This window comes from Mycobacterium sp. OAE908 (genome assembly GCF_017872775.1).
Lineage (GTDB): Bacteria > Actinomycetota > Actinomycetes > Mycobacteriales > Mycobacteriaceae > Mycobacterium.
In genome coordinates this window covers 3,316,400-3,333,066 of the sequence record NZ_JAGGJL010000001.1, presented here as the reverse complement: position 1 = coordinate 3,333,066, position 16,667 = coordinate 3,316,400, and the positions used below count along the sequence as shown (strand labels likewise).

The following is a 16,667-nucleotide window of genomic DNA, read 5'->3' as shown; positions in this document are numbered from 1 at the left end:
ACACGCCGCCGCACTACTCGACTGTGACGGACTTGGCCAGGTTGCGGGGCTTGTCCACATCGTAACCACGGGCCTGCGCAACGCCTGCGGCGAACACCTGCAGCGGGATGGTCGACAGCAGTGGCTGGAAAAGCGTTGACACCGCCGGAATTTCGAGCAGGTGATCGGCGTAGGGCCGGACGGTGTCGTCGCCTTCTTCTGCGATGACGATCGTGATCGCTCCGCGGGCCTGGATCTCCCGGATGTTCGACAGCAGTTTGGCGTGCAGCGTCGGTGAGTTCTTCGGCGACGGCATCACGACGATGACAGGCAGACCGTCCTCGATCAGGGCGATCGGACCGTGTTTGAGCTCACCGGCGGCGAAACCCTCGGCGTGCATGTACGCCAATTCCTTGAGCTTGAGCGCGCCTTCGAGCGCGACGGGATAACCGACGTGGCGCCCAAGGAACAGCACCGTCTGCGACTGCGCGAACCGGTGAGCGAGCGCCACAACCGGTTCGGTGGTCTCGAGCACCCGCGCAACCAAGTCGGGCATCGCCTCCAGATCGCGGTACTCGCGCTCCACCTCGTCGGGGTACTTGGTGCCCCGCGCCTGCGCAAGAGCAAGGCCGACAAGGTAATTCGCGGCGATCTGGGCGAGGAATGTCTTGGTCGACGCCACGCCGATCTCCGGCCCGGCCCGCGTGTAGAGCACCGCATCGCACTCGCGCGGGATCTGGCTGCCGTTGGTGTTGCAGATGGCAAGCACCTTGGCCTTCTGCTCCTTGGCGTGGCGCACCGCCTCCAGTGTGTCGGCGGTTTCACCGGACTGCGAGATCGCCACGACCAGCGTGTGGCTGTCCAAAACCGGGTCGCGGTAACGGAATTCGCTGGCGAGTTCGACCTCGACGGGTAGCCGCGTCCAGTGCTCGATCGCGTACTTGGCGAGCAGCCCGGAGTGATAGGCCGTCCCGCAGGCCACCACGAAGACCTTGTCGATCTCCCGCAACTCCTGATCGGACAGCCGCTGCTCGTCAAGAACGATGCGTCCGTCCGCGAAGTGGCCGAGCAAGGTGTCGGAAACCGCGGCGGGCTGCTCGGCGATCTCCTTGAGCATGAAGTACTCGTAGCCACCCTTTTCGGCAGCCGACAGGTCCCAGTCGATGTGAAACTCACGAAAATCGACGTTCGGATCGCCGTGGAAATCCGTGATGCGGTAACCGTCCGCGGTGATCACGACGGCCTGGTCTTGGCCGAGTTCGACAGCGTCGCGGGTGTGCTCGATGAAGGCGGCGACGTCGGAGCCGATGAACATCTCGCCGTCGCCGACACCGACGACCAGCGGGGTGGAGCGGCGGGCGGCGACGATCATGCCGGGTTCGTCGGCGTTCGCGAAGACCAGCGTGAAGTGACCCTCGAGTCGGCGCAGCACCGTGAGCACGGAGGCCGCGAAGTCACCCGCTGTCTCACCGTCGCGGTACTGCCGGGAGACCAGGTGAACCGCGACCTCGGTGTCGGTGTCGCTGGCGAACTCGACGCCTGCGGCCTCCAGTTCGGCGCGCAGCGGCGCGTAGTTCTCGATGATGCCGTTGTGGACCACCGCGATCTTGCCCGCGGCGTCGCGGTGCGGGTGGGCGTTGCGGTCGGTGGGCCTGCCATGCGTGGCCCACCGGGTGTGGCCCAGGCCGGTGGTGCCGACGAGGCTGTCGCTGGACTCGGCGAGTGTCGCCTCGAGGTTGGCCAGCCGGCCTGCGCGCCGACGGATCGTCAGGCCGCCGCGGCCGTCGAGCAGTGCCACCCCTGACGAGTCGTAACCCCGGTACTCCATGCGGCGCAGCGCGTCGACGACGATGTCACAGGCAGGGCGCTGCCCGACGTAGCCGACGATTCCACACATAGGCATCCAGGGTAGTGCAAGGGCTGGGTCACACCTGCTGCGCTACGGTTCGATGGTGGCCAGCACGAAGAAGCTTTTCGCAGCTCTGACCCGCCGCGGACCGCACCGCGTTTTGCGTGGTGACCTGGCCTTCGCCGGTATGCCGGGTGTGGTCTATACCCCGGAGTCCGGGCTGAACCTGGCGGGTGTGGCTTTCGGGCATGACTGGCTCGCGGGCGTGGACCGCTATGAGGGCACGCTGGAACACCTGGCGTCGTGGGGCATCGTGGCCGCCGCCCCCGCGACGGAGACAAGCGTGGCGCCGTCGGTGCTGAACCTGGCTTTCGACCTGGGCACCGCCCTCGACATCGTCGCGGGCGTGCGACTGGGTCCGGGAAAGATCAGCGTACACCCGACGAAGCTGGGCGTGGTCGGGCACGGCTTCGGCGGCTCGGCGGCGGTGTTCGCGGCTGCCGGAATGCCGGCCAAACCGAAGGCCGTCGTAGCGATGTTCCCGACGGTGACCAAGCCAGCCGCGGAGCAGCCTGCGGCCTCGTTGCCGGTGCCTGGTCTGGTGCTCACCGCGCCGGGTGACCCAATGACGTTGCGCTCCAACGCCGTCGAGCTGTCCAGAGTCTGGAAGGGCGCGACGCTTCGCACGGTGAACAAAGCCAAGGCCGGCGGGTTGATCGAGGGCAGGCGGTTGGCGCGTGTCGTCGGACTGCCGGGGGCCGACCGCAGCACGCAAAAGGTCGTGCGCGCTTTGCTGACGGGTTACCTGCTGCACACGCTGACCGCAGACAAGGCCTACGCCGACTTCGCCGACCCCGAGGTCGACCTGCCCAAGGCCCCGGCGGTTGATCCGTTCGCCGATGATCCGGTGGACATGGAGAACAAGGTCATTGCGCTACTGAAGCCCTGAGTTCTGTCAACCAACCGGTTGGGGGTATAACTTCGTAATGCGGACAGGGATATTTCTCAACTACGCCGGCGGCTTTCTGGAGGCCGTCGACGAGGTCGTCGAACTGGAGAAAATCGGCGTCGACATCGCATTGGTGGCCGAGGCCTACTCCTACGACGCGATCAGCCAGTTGGGCTTCCTGGCGGCCAAGACCTCGCGGATCGAGCTGGGCACCGGCGTCGTTCCGATCTACATCCGTACCCCGTCGCTGCTGGCGATGACGGCGGCAGGACTCGACTACGTCTCCGACGGTCGTTTTCGACTTGGCATCGGCACATCGGGGCCGCAGGTGATGGAGGGCTTCCACGGCGTGCCGTTTGATGCGCCATTGGGACGCACCCGCGAGGTGGTCGAGATCTGCCGTCAGGTGTGGCGCCGCGAACGCGTCACATACGACGGCAAGTACTACCAGATTCCGCTGCCGCCAGACCAGGGCAGCGGGCTTGGCAAGCCACTGCAGTTGATCAACCATCCTGTCCGCGAGCGCATTCCGATCACGATCGCCGCGCTGGGGCCGAAGAATGTCGAGCTCACCGCCGAGATCGCCGAGGGCTGGCAGCCGGTGTTCTTCTACCCGGAGAAGGCCGACGACGTATGGGGTGAGTCGCTGCGGGCGGGCTACGCCAAGCGCGATGCCGCGCTGGGTCCGCTCGACATCATGGCCAGTGCTCCGTTGGCGATCGGTGACGATGTCGACGACCGATTGGCTTGGGTGAAGCCACAATTGGCGCTCTACATCGGCGGCATGGGTGCGCGTGGCCGCAACTTCTACCACAACCTGGCGACGCGCTACGGTTTCGGCGACGTGGCCAACCACATCCAGGACCTCTACCTCGGCGGCAAGAAGGAGGAGGCGATCGCGGCGGTGCCCGACGAACTGGTGCGCCACGTGTCCCTGGTAGGGCCACGAGGCTACGTCAAGGAGAGGCTCGCCGCGTTTGCCGAAGGTGGTGCGACAACGCTTCTGCTGCAGCCGCTTTCGGGCGACCGCCGCGAATCCGTCCGCTTCGTCGAGGAATTGCAGTCGCTGCTGCCATAGCGGTCAGTACGGCGCCGCGACTCCATCGCGAGTCAGGGTCAGATCGCCGCAGCTGATGTCCGCCGCTGTGGTCCACGCCGGATCCTGCTCCGACGTCGCGGTGACGGTGTCGGATCGGCCGAGGGTGACCCAGGCACCGTTGAGGTCAATCTCGGTGCGGCGCACTGCCAGTAGCGGTCGGCCCTGATCGTCGCGCAGCTGTAGTAACTGGACCAGGTGCCTGCCATCGCCGAGATCGCTGCACCCTATGCCGTCACCGAGCGCGCGTCGATGCCCGACGTCGAAGCGGAATTCCTCGCCGGTCTGCTCGACGGCTGGGTAGATTCTGCAGCCCGACACCACGTACAGAATTGCCTCGCGGCCGGTGTCGACGATGATTTGATGGTTGCCGTCCTGCTGAGCGTCGACCAACATCGCCCGGCGCTGCAGCGGGCTGGCGCTGATGACTTTCGCCGCGCTGTAGCCCTGCGGCGTGGTGAGGCCGACGACGGTGTCGGAAATCCACAGTGTGGCCGGCTGACCGTAGATGTCGCTGACGTCCTTGCTCGCCGCCTTGGCCGGCGGTCCACCGTCCCGACAGTGATCATCGGCCGACGCGCGCGGGGCGACGACCATGCCGAGCAAGATCATCGCGATGGCCGACACCGCGCGGATGACGCGAAGCGACTTCGCGGTCTCAGCCGACATCGAATGACTCGTTGGACAAGCGGAAGAAATGGCCCGTGGAATTATTGGTGCACGTGATCCCTGATACCTCGCTAGTGCAGGTGATCACACCGACAGTGCGGCTCTGGCCGTAGTCGAGCGTCGGCCATGGCAGGGGAAGCTGGTTGGGATATTTGGCACATGTCACGATCGGCGCCTTCGTCGCATCGGCGCGCATCGACACCTGGGCGACGTGACCGCGCGTTGTGCCGCACTCATCCGGTGTCGACCACGTATGGTCGACGATCTCGCAATTCACCACGTTGTTGCCCGCATACTGTTGGCCGTTGGCTTCGAAGGGAGCCAACAACGTGATCGAGCAGTTGATGTTTCCCGTCGGCGACAGAAAGTCCACGTCCGCAGCGTCATCTGCCTGCGCGGCCGCCGATAGCGCGATGGCGGCAGCGGCGGTCGCCGTCGCGATCAATGCAAGTTTGGCCGTCATCAAAGGGTCCTTTCCAAGTGGGAACGAGGGCTATGCGCCAATGCGGCCAATTGCCTTCTGGGCGAACTGCTTCAGCGAGTCGCAACTCATGTAGTACTTTCCGACCGCCCGGTACAGCCGGTCCCCGCTCAACACGACGAGCAACGCCGTCGACGGCGGCGTGGTGCCTGCGTTGAACACGCACGCGGCTTTGACGCCGAGCCCCTCGACCGTCGTCGGATTGTTCGACGTAGCAGCCGCGAGCGCCAGCAGGGATGCGGCATCGACTGGAAAGGCGCCAGGCATCAGTAATTCGGATTCCACGCCGCTGTCCGGCGATCCTCTGTAGGCGCATGAGAACTCGACCGAACCGGCCTCATCGAGCAGCGGCTCGGCGGTCGCCGGACCACCGAGGACGCCGGCAGCTTCGTCCGTGGTAACCCAGTCGCAGGGTCGGGATGCGGGCGGCGCCTGCCGATCGACACCGGTCAGCTGAACGGTCACCGCGTCGTGGCGGCCGATCGGCGTGCCGGGCGGAGGCGACACGGCGGTGATGAGATAGCCGGCTGCATCGGTGGCGTTGCCGACCGGATCATGTCCGTCTGGCGCGACACCGCGAACGTTGTCCCAACACGCCAGTGCCCCTTGCCCCGTCACCTGATCGAGGTTCTTCCCGACGACGTCGGGCATGGACCGCGGCCACTGCTGAGCCGCGCAAAGCTGGTCAACGGTCGTGGGCGCTGGGCTGGCAGCTGCTCCCGGGGCGGATGCCGCCGCGGCCACAATCCCTGCCGTCATGCCCAGTACGACCAGCGGGCTTGGCTTCATGACTCGGTCGTCTCCAGGTGAGTGAAATGGGTTCACGTGAAGACTGTCGTCTTGGCCTTGGCGGATTCTTGGCTCGAGTCCAGCCGGAAGGTGTACGCCTGCGGCGCGGTGATGGCTTGCGATGCCAGGGAATCGGGCAATGACAGGTGCAGCTGTGTGGCAGATCGCATGCGACAAAACGAAAAGCGCCCAGCCGCTCGCCCGGCGTGCTCACAGGTTGATCGCAGTGTCCCCATGTATTGCCTCCTTCGCGCTCGCTGTGAAGTGTGCGCGAAGAGACGGTCGCGAATGAATGGGGAGATTTCCCTATCTTTTGCCGTGCTGCTCCTCAGCGAGGCCTAGACCAGGACGGTCCCGCCGTCGACGGTCAGCACAGTGCCGGTGCCGAACTGCTGTTCCATGCAATAGAGGTACGCCAGGGCGGTGTCGGCGACTTCTCCGATGCGGCCCAGTGGAAGCTGCTGCGCGGCTTGGTCATACATGGCGTGGCGGTCGGACTCGGTCATCGCGTCCCACAGCGGGGTGCGCACGACGCCCGGCGCCACGGCGTTGACCCGGATCGGTGCCAGCTCCACGGCAAGGGCCTTGGTCAGCGCGTTCATCGCGCCGCAGATGCTCACCGGCAGAGCACCGAAGCCCGGCTGTTCGGCCGCGGTGCCGCTCGTCAGCGTGATCGACCCGCCCGGTGTGAGGCGCGGGGCGAATACCCGCACCGCGGTCAGCGCGCCGACGAATCGCGTCTGGAAGAAGGCGGAGATGATCTCCGGGGTGAGGTCGGCGAGCGGCGCCAGTTGAAGCGACTCGCCGGCGGTGAAGACCAGGTGTTCGATGTCGCCGATCTCGATGGCGAGTCGCTCCATTCCCGGCAGGTCGGTGAGGTCGACGGTTGCGCCCTTGGCATGGTCGGGCAGATGGGTCAATGCCCGGTCGACACTGGACTGCCGCCGCGACACCACGATCGGGGTGGCTCCCCGGTCGGCTACCGCGGATGCGACGCCGAGGCCGATGCCGGAGGTGCCGCCGATGACGAGGACTCGTGCGTTCTTCAAGCTCATGTGTCCACTGTCGGGCCGAAGGGTGCGCGGAGTCCAAGACCCTTTTCGTCGCGAAGCGATACCCTAGCGGTATGGCCGTGCCCGACCTCGACATGCGCAAACTGCGTTATTTCGTGGCCGTTGCCGAGGAACTGAACTTTGGTCGCGCCGCCGAGCGCCTGCACATCGCGCAACCCGTGTTGTCACGCCAGATCCGCTCGTTTGAAAGCGAACTGGGCGTGCAGCTGTTCGCCCGCGATTCTCGCGGGACGGAGCTGACCATCGCAGGCAAGCAGCTCTTGGACGATGCACGCTACCTTCTTGTTGAGGCAAAAGCATTGCAGCAGAGGCTAACGCGCGCCACGCAGGCAACCGTGACCGTGACGGTCGGCGTGATGCCCGGGCTGTTGGCCACCGCGGCCGCCGCAGCGTTCGAAGCAGACGAGCCGTCGCGGCGCGCGGTGGTCGTGCAAGTGGGATGGGCCGATCAGGTCGATGTCGTGCACCGCGGCGAGGTCGATGTCGTCTACGCGCGCGAGCCGATCGATCATCACGGGTTGGGCACGGCACCGCTGCTGGAGGAGCCGCGAGTAGCCGTGCTGCCCGCCGCAGACCCGCTCGCCAAGAAGCGGTCGGTCCGATTGAGAGACCTGGCATCAAAGCGGCTGTTGCAGGACCCGGCCACGGTTCCGGAGTGGTATGCGATTGCCGCACCGGAGTATCGCCGCGCCGGCCAAACGGCGCGCACCGTCGAAGAGAAGTTGGAACTCGTTGCGGCACAAGAAGGTTTCGTGATCCTGCCCCAGTCAACGACGGCGTTCTATCGCAGGCCGGATGTGCGGGTGCTGCCGATTGAGGACATCGGCCCCAGCCAGGTCACGCTGATCTGGGATGCCGCAACCGATAACTCCGCTCGCGACGCATTTGTCAGCGCGGCGCTGGCGTGCCGGACACAGACGATCTGACGGCCGGGCGGTCTTGGCGGCTATCTCGCCAAGCTCGCCAGCGCGCCTGCACCTGCCGCCGCCGCAGCGCCCGCGGTTCCCAAACCGAGCCCCAGTCCGATTTCGCGCGCTCCCATGCCCCGCAGAAATGCCTGCGCGTCAGGTAGGGCGCCACCAGGTCCGGCGAGCGTCGCGCCCGTGATCGCCGGCGCGGTCAGCGAGGCGACCCCAAAGGCGATGCGGCCAAATGCGTACAGCTGCAACGGTTTCACGAGTCCGCGATCCAATCGCAAGCGCGATCCAGGATGGCGCCTCTTTCGAAACGGTCCGCGGTCCAGGTAGTCGACCGCACGGTGCCACGGTCGCCGTATCGCCGCATGATGTCGACGTGGTGAGGAAGGCCGACGAACCGTTCGAGGTCTTCGTCGGACGCCCAGACCGAGACCGAACCTCCGCGCCCGGCGGCCGGCAGCAACCAGAGCCACATACCGACGGCTCCGGACATGGCGTACCAGCCCATCCGCATGCGCAGTCCGTTGACGGCGACGGCGGGAAGCACTCGGCGGTGATGCGCCGAGAACTCGGTGACGCTGACCACCACCGGCGCATCACCGGGATCGACCGGACCAGGGGTCCAGGGGGTCAACATGGGAGCGGCTACCGCGGCCGTTGGACTTTTCACTGGGGACATGGCCCCACTGTCGGCGCATAATTGGTGCGTGTCAGTATCCAATTCGCAACTTTTTGAGCAGACCAATTCTGATCTGCGCGGCTTTCCGTCGGACCTTCTCGTTGCTCTGGATCGGTCTGGTCGGCGGGGGCTGTCCGCGCAGCTGCAACAACAGTTGCGCTCGGCGATTCAGCAGGGACGCCTGCCTGCCGGGACGGTTCTGCCGCCGACGCGAACACTGGCGCGCGATCTCGGTATCGCACGCAGTGTGGTCGTGGCCGCGTATGAACACCTCGCGACCGACGGCTATCTCAGCGGGCGGCAAGGGTCCGGTACGCAGGTACTGCCGATCGCTCCGGCATCGGTGCGGGCACCATCGGTGACCACCGAACCGGTCGCTGACGTTCGCCTGCTCGGCGGGCTCCCCGACCCGGCGCTGTTTCCGCGAACCGAGTGGCTGCGCCACTACCGCGCCGCGCTCAACGAGGTGCCCAACCACCAGCTCGGCTACCCGGGTCCCCTTGGGGCACTTCAATTGCGCGAAGCGCTCACCAACTACGTCGCGCGTGTTCGCGGTGTCGCGACGACGCCAGATCGCATGCTGATCACGTCGGGCATCACGCAGGCGGTGGTGCTGGCGGTCCGCGCACTGCGTGCCCGCGGGGTGGACGCAATCGCCGTCGAGGATCCCTGCTTCGGACTTCACCGCCAGGCCATCATCAACGCCGGCCTAGGTGTCGTGCCGATTCCCGTTGACGACGGCGGGCTCGATGTGGCGAAGTTGTTGGCGCACAACGTCAGAGCTGTCCTGGTGGCGCCTGCGCACTCTTATCCGACGGGTACCGTCCTGAGCGCGGAGCGACGTACCGCTCTCGTCAAGTGGGCCCACGACAACGACGGGCTGATCATCGAAGACGACTATGACGCCGAATTCCGTTATGACCGAGCACCAATCGGCGCCCTGCAAGGGCTGGCACCGCAACGAGTGGCCTACGCGGGGTGTGCGAGCAAGACTCTCACGCCTGCACTGCGGCTGGGTTGGCTCGCGGCGCCGGACTGGTTGGTCGACGAAGTCGTCGCGCAGAAGCTGCTGGACGACATGGGAAATACCCTGCTTGAACAGCTGACCCTGGCACGGTTCGTCGAATCGGGCGGTTTTGCAAGGCATCTCCGTCGGGTCCGGCCGGTTTATCGACGGCGACGCGATACCGCCCTCGCCGCGGTCGCTACGTCGCTGCCCGACGCGATTCCAACGGGAGTGGCCGCCGGGCTGCACATGTACTTGCGACTGCCATCGGCGTGCGACGAAGTCAGGCTGGTAGACGCTGCGCGCGACCGCGGCGTCCTCGTCGAGGGCGCGAGCTGGAACTGGTCGACGCCTTCGGAAGCACCGCCCGCACTAGTGATCGGTTACGGCGCGATTGCCGAGCCGGCCATCCGCAATGGGTTGGCGACTCTCGGGTCACTATGCCGTGTGTAGGTCAGCTGTTCAGGTGAGCGGACTTGGGATGAACTGGTCAGCCCACCAGACGCCCCAGGCGAGCACATCCGGGTTCCAGACGACTGGTAGCGGGCCTGGGATTCCTAGATCAGTCCAATTCGGCGGAAGCCACGTCTCCCCCCAGTGACCCGGCGGAACTCCAGTCAGTCCGGGAGCCCCCGCGTTGCCTTGCATGACCTGCCCAGGCGGCCCGAAGGGGTTGTGTCCGGGTGGGTCACCCGGAACCCAACAGTCAACCCCTGGGACGCAGGGATCCGGACCGTGCGGTTTGGCGGCCGCGACGCCGGCGCCACCTAGAGCTCCGAACCCAAGGACGGCGCCGATAGCGGCCCCAGCAGCGATTTTCTTGAGATTCATCGTCAACCTCCTCGTCGACGGTGTCACCGTGTTTGCCCCCGACGATCGATTTGGACCGATGCTGCCCGTTCTGAGTTCCAGGCGAACAGCACGACAATGACAACTTCTGGTTACCCAAAGTCTCGCCAGGTCACTCGCCGACTTGGGGTAGTTCGTCGGCCGCTATTTCACACGGCGTCTCGGCGGCGACGGGTTCAGGCGGCGGCGAATCTGCCGGTGGCTCGGGCACCGGGGTCGGCGCTGGCTCGAGTTCTTCCGGTGGCGGCGGTGCTTCGACCGGAGTCTCTGCCGGTTGGCAGACAGGCTCCTCAACGGGCTCTTCTGCGGCGGGCTCGTCCTCTAGCTCGGCCGCGGGCTCGACCGGCTCATCGTCGTCTTCCGTCTCATCGTCCGATTCGTCGTCGATCCCCGGCTCGTCGATCTCCGGATCGTCGATCTCCGGATCGTCGATGCCGGGGGTGTCCACTGCGTCGACCGACCCCAGCAGACTGCCGAACGCGTCGGCGAGCTGCTGCCCGAACCCCGATAGGCCGCTACCGAGATCCGGCATGCCGCCGAGTGAAGGTGCCGACGGCGGTGCCGCCATCGCAGGTGCGGTCGAGGCCGCATCGACCGGGGGTGGCGCGGGTGGTGGTGGCGGCATCGGCTCGGCCGTCGTAGGCGTCGGCGACGGGACGGCTGACGCGCTCCACAGCGGCGGCGCCGCGACGGGTGGCGGCGGCGCGCTGAAAGCCGCGGGGACCGTGGATGTCTGCTCGGCGCGCTGCGGTGGCGTCCACGACGGACCGAGATCGCCAGGCACGTCGAACACCGCATCCGGCTCGGCGGTCAGCTCCGCCGTTGCCGTGTCGTAAAGATTCGTCACCGCAGCCGTTGCCGAACGCATCGCCGTCAGCCACCCGATGCGAATGTCGTTGTCGACAAACGGCTTAACCTCCTGGTCGATCTTCTCACTGGCTGCCGCACGATCCCCCGCACCCGTTGTCACCGTGCGCGCGGCCGCCACCCAGTCGTCCTGCGCGCGTCCATCGGCGTCGATCGCGGCCGCCACCTTCTGATCGACTGTCTTCCACAGGTTGTCCCGCAAGTCGGCCAACGCATCCGCCGACGTGCGCACAGCGGCCGCGGCAACCTCCGATGCTTGACCATGCCGACGCAGGAACGTCGTCGACGCGTCGGCGCCGTCACCCTGCCATGCCGTCGACAGTGCGCCGATGTCCTGGCGCGCCAACGCGTCTTCCGTCGCCGCCACCGCGGCTTCGAGCGCAGCGCAGTCGGCGTCAAGCGCACGCAGGTCGAGCCCGTCCTCGCTGCCGTACCAGTCGCGCACCTGCGCGGCATGGAGCGTCAGATCCGGATTCGTGTAGCCGAGCATCTGGCAGGCCCACACACAGGTCTGCACATTGTCGACAGCAGGCAGTCCTTCAGCCAATCGCGCTGCGACATCTAACTTTTCGGCCACCGCTACCCCACCCGTCGGCCTGCATCGACATCGGCTTCGGCGTACCGATCCGCGGATACGCGCAGTGCCACAGCGATCTCGGTCGCGGCCCTCGACCATTGCCCGAGCTGGACCACCACGTGATCGACAGCGGTGCGCAATGCGTCCCCACCGGCGGTGTGCGCCCGCCCGGCCGCCGCCCCGTCGAACCGCAGCCCGGACAGATGCGTGCGGACAACGCCATCGACGATGTCGGCGACTGTTTGATATTGGCGGGCCACGGCATGCAACGCCGCCACGTCGACATCAGCTTGTCCCATACCAGCTAGGACGCCGGCCAACCCCCGCCGGTTCCAATGAATTTCAGCGCTGGTCGCTGACCGACTCTGCGACGCGGACGGCCACCTGCCGTGCGGTGTCCTCGTCGGCCGCCTCGACCATCACGCGGACAACCTGTTCGGTTCCGGAGGGCCGCAACAGAATTCGGCCGCTGTCGCCGAGCTCCGCCTCGGCCTCTGCCACCGCCGAGCGCACCGACGGCGCATCCGCCACCGTGGCCTTGTCCGCGACCTGCACGTTGATCAGGACCTGCGGCAGGGTCTGCATCGGCTCGGCGAGTGCGGCAAGCGTCGAGCGCGTCTGCGCCATCCTCGACATCAGTCGCAAACCCGTGACGATGCCGTCGCCAGTCGTACCCAGGGCGGGCATCACTATGTGACCCGATTGCTCACCGCCGAGCGAATATTCGCCTGCCCGAAGCTCTTCGAGTACGTAGCGGTCACCGACACCGGTGGTGCGGACCTCGATGCCCGCCGCGCGCATGGCCAGATGCAGCCCGAGGTTGCTCATCACCGTCGCCACCAAGGTGTTCGAAGCCAGCTCACCGGCGTCCCGCATCGCCAGAGCCAGGATCACCATGATCGCGTCGCCGTCGATCACCCGGCCTGCGGCATCGACCGCCAGACAGCGATCCGCATCGCCATCGTGCGCCAGCCCGAGGTCGGCGCCGTGTGAGATCACCGCGCTGCGGAGTTGTTCCATGTGCGTCGACCCGCAGCCGTCGTTGATGTTCAGCCCGTTGGGCTCGGCGTTGATCGCGATGACGTTCGCGCCCGCGGCGCGGTACGCCCGAGGCGCTGCCGATGACGCCGCCCCATGCGCGCAGTCCACGACGACGGTCAGCCCATCGAGCCGCGTGGTCACCGCCTTGCCCGCGTGGCGCAGATAGCGGTCCAACGCGTCCTCGGCGTCCACGACTCGGCCGATGCCCGCGCCGGTTGGCCGGCTTCCCGGCCCCTGATGGACGAGTTCCTCGATGCGGTCCTCGGCGGCATCGTCGAGTTTGTGTCCGCCGGGCCCGAAGATCTTGATGCCGTTATCCGGCATCGGGTTGTGTGACGCCGAGATCATCACGCCGAAGTCGGCGTCATAAGCGCTCGTCAGGTAGGCCACGGCCGGTGTCGGCAGTACCCCGACGCGCAGCGCGTCGACGCCTTCACTGGTCACCCCGGCGATCACCGCTGCCTCGAGCATCTCGCTGCTGGCCCGCGGATCGCGACCCACCACGGCTATCCGGCGGGCATGGCCACCAACGCTGCCGAGGCGGCGCGCAGCCGCCGAGCCCAGTCCCAACGCCAGCTCAGCGGTCAGATCCTGATTGGCGACTCCGCGCACCCCGTCGGTGCCGAACAGTCGAGCCATGCCGACAAACTTCTCATAGATGGCGGTCAAAGGGCCAACCGCCAGGCCATCAGCACCAGAAAAGGCTCGCCGCCCGCACTCGGGTGGATGCGGGCGGCGAGAGTCCTTGGTGTTATCCGAGCAACCCGAGTAGCTGGTTCAGCAGGTTCAGGAACTGGAGCAGATCCGTGATGTTGCCCGCCGGGTCCAGCAGACCGGCCACCGCGCACAACAGGTTGCCGAGCAGGTTGCCCGCACCCGGCACAGCCGTGATGTTCAAGTGCACGGTGTCGAGGTGCACCGTAAGGCCCAGGAGATTCAGGTCGAGCGGCCCCAGCACGAGGTCGAGAATCTCGCAGCTGGACTGCGCCACCGCGGCGGGCATCGCCACGCCGGACTGCGAAACGTCCTGGGCGCCGACTCCCTGACCCGGGTGGATCAGCTTGCCGGTGAGGTCTCCGACCGCCTCTACAGGTGAGGGTGCGTTCGGGGCCGTCGCCTGGCGGAAGTTGGTCACCGTGAACTGGCCGTTGAACTTCGACCCGTCAGTGGCGGTACCACGCACCTGCACTGTTTTCTTGCCAACGACCTCCGGGGGCGCTGCGCCGGCGCTGCCGGCCGCGACACCTCCCACGAGCGTGAGCGTCGCAACGGCCACCACGAGAGCGAGTAGCCGCACAAACCGTGACGTCATAGATGTACTCCTTTTCCTGTCGGGAAGCAGTGAACCGGTCCCCGACCAGCTCCGTGACGTCGCACCGGAGGTAGGAGCGGCCCGCTTACGCGAGATGCACCTTGCTTCCGCAGCGGTCTTTCCTCGATCAGACGGGGGTTCAAACCAAAAATTGCCAGAAAAATTATTGTTGGCGTAAATCTCGCCCACAGCCTAAATAGCTAGCGAGTCAATAATTTGCTGGTTATCTGACGTCGCAATGTTTACTGCCGCACAGAATTTTCTAGGGGCAGTGCTGTACGAATAACGAATACGCTTGTGCCCGAACATGACTCACCGCCCGCACCCGGACGGGTACGGGCGGTGAGATTTGAGAACGAGAGCTACCGCGCGGCAGTAGTGGTCGTCGTCGTAGTCGACGGCGTACTCGTCGTTCGGTTCTGCCCAGGCGCGTTCTCGGAGTTACCCGGCCCGTTCTGCGCGAACGTGAACGTCAGCCCGCCCTCGGCGCCCGCACAAGTGCCGGGCACCGGCGTGCCGTTGACGTCGAGCGCCTGCAGCGCCTCCGTGGTGATCCCTCCGTTCGGGCACGCCGACGCAATGAGCGCCTCAGCGTTCGTCAGCGACACGTCCTGCAGGACGCCGACCTGCTGGCCGCCCGCCGTCACGGTGACGTTGACCTTGCCGTCATTGACGACGGACTCAGCCGGCGGAGCTGCGTGCGCGAGTCCAAGGCCGCCCGCAGCCAGAAGGGCTCCACCCAGGAGGGCACCAGCGGACGCAAGCTTCACACGGTTCTGCATGTGTTATTTCCTTTCAGTCGGGACGCGCCGGTTCGTTCCCCCGACGGCGCGTCCGACGTGATGGCTCCCCGATGGCCCGCGATCTCAAACGCGGTGTGACGAATTCCCAGGAATGCAAAACGCCGGGCGTGCATATCGCACACCCGGCGTTTCGGCAGGTAGATCAGCGCTTGCTGTACTGAGGCGCCTTGCGGGCCTTCTTGAGGCCGTACTTCTTGCGCTCGATGGCCCGCGGGTCGCGGGTCAGGAAGCCGGCCTTCTTGAGTGCGGGCCGGTCCTCCGGCTGCACCAGGATCAGCGCCCGGGCGATGGCCAGGCGCAGCGCACCGGCCTGGCCGGACGGGCCGCCGCCATCGAGGTGGGCGTAGATGTCGAAGCTCTCCAGCCGATCCACGGTCACCAGCGGCGCCTTGATCAGCTGCTGGTGCACCTTGTTCGGGAAGTAGGCCTCGAGAGTGCGGCCGTCCAGGTGGAACTGGCCGGTGCCGGGCACCAGGCGCACCCGCACCACGGCCTCCTTGCGGCGGCCGACGGTCTGGATGGGACGGTCGATCACGACAGGCTCGCGCGGCGCCGCCTGGGTCTCGGCCTCGGTCTCGACAACGGCAGCCGTGGTTTCCACGTTGTCGTCGGTCTGCTCAACGGTCTCGGTCACTGGGCCACCTGCTTGATCTCGTACGGCACCGGCTTCTGGGCGGTGTGCGGATGGTCGGGCCCGACGTAGACCTTCAACTTCTTCTGGATCTGACGACCGAGCTTGGTGTGCGGAATCATGCCGAGGATCGCCCTTTCGACGACCCGGTCGGCGTGCTTCTCCATCTCGTCACCGAGCGCACGCTTGCGCAGACCGCCCGGAAAACCCGAGTGGCGGTAGGCGTACTTGTTCTGGAGCTTGTCGCCGCTGATGGCGACCTTGTCTGCGTTGATGACGATGACGAAGTCGCCACCGTCGACATTGGGCGTGAATGTCGGCTTGTGCTTGCCGCGCAGCAGAGTTGCAGCTGCGACGGCGAGCCGGCCGAGCACCACGTCGGTGGCGTCGATGACGTACCACGAACGCGTGGTGTCACCCGCCTTCGGCGTGTATGTAGGCACAGCGTCTACCTTCTTATCTCGGGTTGGATCCCGGTGTGACCCGGGTGCCGGTCAGGCGTCGACGGCAGGGTGGTCCTCGGCGACCGACAGTGACCCGAGGCCCGTGCATACCGCACGCCAACGGAGGAGCTTACCTGCGAGCGTCCGCGCAGGTCAAAACGCGTTCGATGCGGCTATCCGCCCGCCAGGTTCAGCACGAAGTTCGCATCCGTCTGGTTCGGCACCTCCGGCGGCACCTGGACCGTTCCGGTGCCGTGCGCATTCTGGTAGATCCCGTTGCCGCCGACGATCGTCACGGGCGCCGGTTGGCCACTGCTGAAAATCGCATCAGTCTGGTCTACGCCCTGGATGACGATCTGACCTCCGGCGAGGTTGAACGTGCCGTTGCACGCCGACTTGTCGCCGGTCAACGTGGTGCAACTGCCGCCGGTCGTGCCCAGGAACATCCCGCCGGGGCGGTCGAACAGATCGCCCGCAAAGATGAATTGGTCACCGGGGCCCGGTCCGGGTGCACCGAGATCGGCTTGGTATTGCACGGTGTCGTGCTCGAAAAGGACCAGCGTGGTGTCGGCGCTGGCCGTCGGCGCCGTCAGGCCGAGCATCGGCAGCGCGAGGATTGCCGTGGCTGTCAATTTCGCATGTTTGTTCATCCCAGAG

20 protein-coding genes are annotated in these 16,667 nt (G+C 66.3%); 4 read left to right on the top strand and 16 right to left on the bottom strand.

Features of this window, described 5'->3' with window-relative positions; genetic code table 11:
* Positions 1-13: 13 nt before the first annotated feature.
* On the bottom strand, positions 14-1,876 hold the full coding sequence (glmS, locus tag J3E61_RS16360) for a glutamine--fructose-6-phosphate transaminase (isomerizing) (protein ID WP_192721946.1): 1,863 nt from the start codon (positions 1,874-1,876) through the stop codon (positions 14-16).
* A 55-nt stretch (positions 1,877-1,931) separates the two neighbouring features.
* On the opposite strand from glmS, the gene J3E61_RS16355 reads away from it, so the two are divergent.
* Both J3E61_RS16355 and J3E61_RS16350 read left to right on the top strand, forming a co-directional pair.
* Positions 1,932-2,777 (top strand): hypothetical protein, encoded by an 846-nt coding sequence (locus tag J3E61_RS16355; RefSeq protein ID WP_210084251.1) that lies wholly within the window; start codon positions 1,932-1,934, stop codon positions 2,775-2,777.
* A gap of 37 nt (positions 2,778-2,814) precedes the next feature.
* Entirely contained in the window at positions 2,815-3,855 is a 1,041-nt protein-coding gene (locus J3E61_RS16350) for an LLM class F420-dependent oxidoreductase (RefSeq protein WP_210084250.1), read from the top strand.
* Positions 3,856-3,858: 3 nt separating this feature from the next.
* Here J3E61_RS16350 and J3E61_RS16345 read toward each other — a convergent pair whose 3' ends face one another.
* From J3E61_RS16345 to J3E61_RS16325, 5 genes are all read right to left on the bottom strand, one after another.
* Positions 3,859-4,542: a hypothetical protein gene (locus J3E61_RS16345; RefSeq protein ID WP_210084249.1), complete on the bottom strand. Its 684-nt coding sequence runs from the start codon at positions 4,540-4,542 to the stop codon at positions 3,859-3,861.
* Entirely contained in the window at positions 4,532-5,005 is a 474-nt protein-coding gene (locus J3E61_RS16340) for a hypothetical protein (protein ID WP_210084248.1), read from the bottom strand. The genes J3E61_RS16345 and J3E61_RS16340 overlap by 11 nt, the downstream gene beginning before the upstream one ends.
* A 30-nt stretch (positions 5,006-5,035) precedes the next feature.
* Complete coding sequence (locus J3E61_RS16335) at positions 5,036-5,812, bottom strand: PASTA domain-containing protein (RefSeq protein WP_210084247.1); 777 nt, start codon at positions 5,810-5,812, stop codon at positions 5,036-5,038.
* 32 nt (positions 5,813-5,844) lie between these two features.
* Positions 5,845-5,982 (bottom strand): hypothetical protein, encoded by a 138-nt coding sequence (locus J3E61_RS16330; RefSeq protein ID WP_210084246.1) that lies wholly within the window; start codon positions 5,980-5,982, stop codon positions 5,845-5,847.
* Between the two features lie 168 nt (positions 5,983-6,150).
* Positions 6,151-6,867 (bottom strand): SDR family oxidoreductase, encoded by a 717-nt coding sequence (locus J3E61_RS16325; protein WP_210084245.1) that lies wholly within the window; start codon positions 6,865-6,867, stop codon positions 6,151-6,153.
* Between the two features lie 71 nt (positions 6,868-6,938).
* Here J3E61_RS16325 and J3E61_RS16320 point away from each other — a divergent pair, with 71 nt between their 5' ends.
* A complete protein-coding gene (locus J3E61_RS16320; protein WP_210084244.1) occupies positions 6,939-7,811 on the top strand; it encodes a LysR family transcriptional regulator in 873 nt (290 codons plus the stop codon).
* 20 nt (positions 7,812-7,831) lie between these two features.
* Here the strand turns inward: J3E61_RS16320 and J3E61_RS16315 are convergent, their stop codons facing one another.
* Both J3E61_RS16315 and J3E61_RS16310 read right to left on the bottom strand, forming a co-directional pair.
* Positions 7,832-8,062, bottom strand: a complete 231-nt coding sequence (locus J3E61_RS16315) for a hypothetical protein (RefSeq protein ID WP_210084243.1) — start codon at positions 8,060-8,062, stop codon at positions 7,832-7,834.
* Positions 8,059-8,439 (bottom strand): hypothetical protein, encoded by a 381-nt coding sequence (locus J3E61_RS16310; protein ID WP_210084242.1) that lies wholly within the window; start codon positions 8,437-8,439, stop codon positions 8,059-8,061. Before J3E61_RS16310 ends, J3E61_RS16315 begins: the two co-directional genes overlap by 4 nt.
* Positions 8,440-8,509: 70 nt before the next feature.
* Between J3E61_RS16310 and J3E61_RS16305 the strand changes: the two genes are divergently transcribed.
* On the top strand, positions 8,510-9,940 hold the full coding sequence (locus J3E61_RS16305; RefSeq protein WP_210084241.1) for a PLP-dependent aminotransferase family protein: 1,431 nt from the start codon (positions 8,510-8,512) through the stop codon (positions 9,938-9,940).
* Positions 9,941-10,448: 508 nt separating this feature from the next.
* Here the strand turns inward: J3E61_RS16305 and J3E61_RS16300 are convergent.
* From J3E61_RS16300 to J3E61_RS16265, 8 genes are all read right to left on the bottom strand, one after another.
* Positions 10,449-11,780 (bottom strand): hypothetical protein, encoded by a 1,332-nt coding sequence (locus tag J3E61_RS16300; protein WP_210084240.1) that lies wholly within the window; start codon positions 11,778-11,780, stop codon positions 10,449-10,451.
* Between the two features lie 2 nt (positions 11,781-11,782).
* A complete protein-coding gene (locus J3E61_RS16295; protein WP_210084239.1) occupies positions 11,783-12,079 on the bottom strand; it encodes an ESX-1 secretion-associated protein in 297 nt (98 codons plus the stop codon).
* Positions 12,080-12,122: 43 nt separating this feature from the next.
* Positions 12,123-13,460 (bottom strand): phosphoglucosamine mutase, encoded by a 1,338-nt coding sequence (locus J3E61_RS16290; RefSeq protein WP_192721960.1) that lies wholly within the window; start codon positions 13,458-13,460, stop codon positions 12,123-12,125.
* A gap of 112 nt (positions 13,461-13,572) precedes the next feature.
* A complete protein-coding gene (locus J3E61_RS16285; protein ID WP_210084238.1) occupies positions 13,573-14,133 on the bottom strand; it encodes a hypothetical protein in 561 nt (186 codons plus the stop codon).
* Positions 14,134-14,495: 362 nt separating this feature from the next.
* Positions 14,496-14,915 carry a hypothetical protein gene (locus J3E61_RS16280; RefSeq protein WP_192721962.1) on the bottom strand — a complete coding sequence of 140 codons (420 nt, stop codon included), beginning with the start codon at positions 14,913-14,915 and terminating at the stop codon, positions 14,496-14,498.
* Positions 14,916-15,078: 163 nt separating this feature from the next.
* Positions 15,079-15,570, bottom strand: coding sequence for a 30S ribosomal protein S9 (gene rpsI / locus J3E61_RS16275; protein ID WP_210084237.1), 492 nt, complete (start codon positions 15,568-15,570; stop codon positions 15,079-15,081).
* The gene (gene rplM, locus J3E61_RS16270) at positions 15,567-16,010 is read right to left on the bottom strand and encodes a 50S ribosomal protein L13 (RefSeq protein WP_192721963.1); all 444 of its coding nucleotides are present in this window, start codon (positions 16,008-16,010) and stop codon (positions 15,567-15,569) included. The genes rpsI and rplM overlap by 4 nt, the downstream gene beginning before the upstream one ends.
* A gap of 173 nt (positions 16,011-16,183) precedes the next feature.
* Positions 16,184-16,660, bottom strand: a complete 477-nt coding sequence (locus J3E61_RS16265; protein ID WP_192721964.1) for a hypothetical protein — start codon at positions 16,658-16,660, stop codon at positions 16,184-16,186.
* Between the last annotated feature and the right edge of the window lie 7 nt (positions 16,661-16,667).

What these genes read in the sequence shown, in the direction of transcription:
- J3E61_RS16310 (WP_210084242.1), bottom strand. Translation starts at nt 8,439, where the DNA reads ATGTTGACCCCCTGGACCCCTGGTCCGGTCGATCCCGGTGATGCGCCG.
- J3E61_RS16295 (WP_210084239.1), bottom strand. Translation starts at nt 12,079, where the DNA reads ATGGGACAAGCTGATGTCGACGTGGCGGCGTTGCATGCCGTGGCCCGC.
- J3E61_RS16290 (WP_192721960.1), bottom strand. Translation starts at nt 13,460, where the DNA reads ATGGCTCGACTGTTCGGCACCGACGGGGTGCGCGGAGTCGCCAATCAG.
- J3E61_RS16330 (WP_210084246.1), bottom strand. Translation starts at nt 5,982, where the DNA reads ATGCGATCTGCCACACAGCTGCACCTGTCATTGCCCGATTCCCTGGCA.
- J3E61_RS16325 (WP_210084245.1), bottom strand. Translation starts at nt 6,867, where the DNA reads ATGAGCTTGAAGAACGCACGAGTCCTCGTCATCGGCGGCACCTCCGGC.
- J3E61_RS16350 (WP_210084250.1), top strand. Translation starts at nt 2,815, where the DNA reads ATGCGGACAGGGATATTTCTCAACTACGCCGGCGGCTTTCTGGAGGCC.
- J3E61_RS16265 (WP_192721964.1), bottom strand. Translation starts at nt 16,660, where the DNA reads ATGAACAAACATGCGAAATTGACAGCCACGGCAATCCTCGCGCTGCCG.
- glmS (WP_192721946.1), bottom strand. Translation starts at nt 1,876, where the DNA reads ATGTGTGGAATCGTCGGCTACGTCGGGCAGCGCCCTGCCTGTGACATC.
- J3E61_RS16345 (WP_210084249.1), bottom strand. Translation starts at nt 4,542, where the DNA reads ATGTCGGCTGAGACCGCGAAGTCGCTTCGCGTCATCCGCGCGGTGTCG.
- J3E61_RS16320 (WP_210084244.1), top strand. Translation starts at nt 6,939, where the DNA reads ATGGCCGTGCCCGACCTCGACATGCGCAAACTGCGTTATTTCGTGGCC.
- J3E61_RS16280 (WP_192721962.1), bottom strand. Translation starts at nt 14,915, where the DNA reads ATGCAGAACCGTGTGAAGCTTGCGTCCGCTGGTGCCCTCCTGGGTGGA.
- J3E61_RS16335 (WP_210084247.1), bottom strand. Translation starts at nt 5,812, where the DNA reads ATGAAGCCAAGCCCGCTGGTCGTACTGGGCATGACGGCAGGGATTGTG.
- J3E61_RS16285 (WP_210084238.1), bottom strand. Translation starts at nt 14,133, where the DNA reads ATGACGTCACGGTTTGTGCGGCTACTCGCTCTCGTGGTGGCCGTTGCG.
- J3E61_RS16340 (WP_210084248.1), bottom strand. Translation starts at nt 5,005, where the DNA reads ATGACGGCCAAACTTGCATTGATCGCGACGGCGACCGCCGCTGCCGCC.